Origin of the sequence: Tsukamurella conjunctivitidis (genome assembly GCF_007858475.1) — a bacterium.
Classification (GTDB): Bacteria; Actinomycetota; Actinomycetes; order Mycobacteriales; family Mycobacteriaceae; genus Tsukamurella; species Tsukamurella conjunctivitidis.
Window position 1 is genome coordinate 1 of the sequence record NZ_VIGX01000217.1, and the last position, 565, is coordinate 565.

Consider the following 565-nt stretch of genomic DNA (forward strand, 5'->3'; position numbering starts at 1 on the left):
GTTTGGGGTGGGTGTTGGAAGAGACTTGCACGCTGTCGGGTTCACGTTCAACACCTGTGGCGGCTTCCTGTTTGTGTCTCCTTGGTTGGGGGTGTGGGTGGGGGGCCTGTGTGGGTGTGGGCGTGTGTGCCTGCCTGTGTGTGCTACTCGTTTGGGTGGTGTGTGTGGGTGTGGTGGGTTGTTTGTGAACTGTATAGTGGTTGTGAGCATCTTATTTTTGTTCTGTGGTTTTGTTTAGTTGTTTTGGCGTTCGGTGGATGCCTTGGCACCAAGAGCTGATGAAGGACGTTGCGGCCTGCGAAATGCCTCGGGGAGTTGGCGAGCGAGTGTTGATCCGAGGATGTCCGAATGGGGGAACCCGGCTGGGGTCATGCCTAGTCACTGCCATCTGAATTCATAGGGTGGTGGGGGGAACGCGGGGAAGTGAAACATCTCAGTACCCGTAGGAGAAGATATTCCGTGAGTAGTGGCGAGCGAAAGCGGAGGAGGCTAAACCGTGTGCGTGTGATAGTCGGCGGGCGTTGCGTGTGCGGTGTTGTGGGGCTCATCTGTCCATCTTCTGCCG

1 rRNA gene is annotated in these 565 nt (G+C 56.6%); it reads left to right on the plus strand.

Annotated elements, in window-relative coordinates:
• Positions 1-231: 231 nt before the first annotated feature.
• Positions 232-565, plus strand: a 23S ribosomal RNA gene (locus FK530_RS25120); the annotation flags it as partial.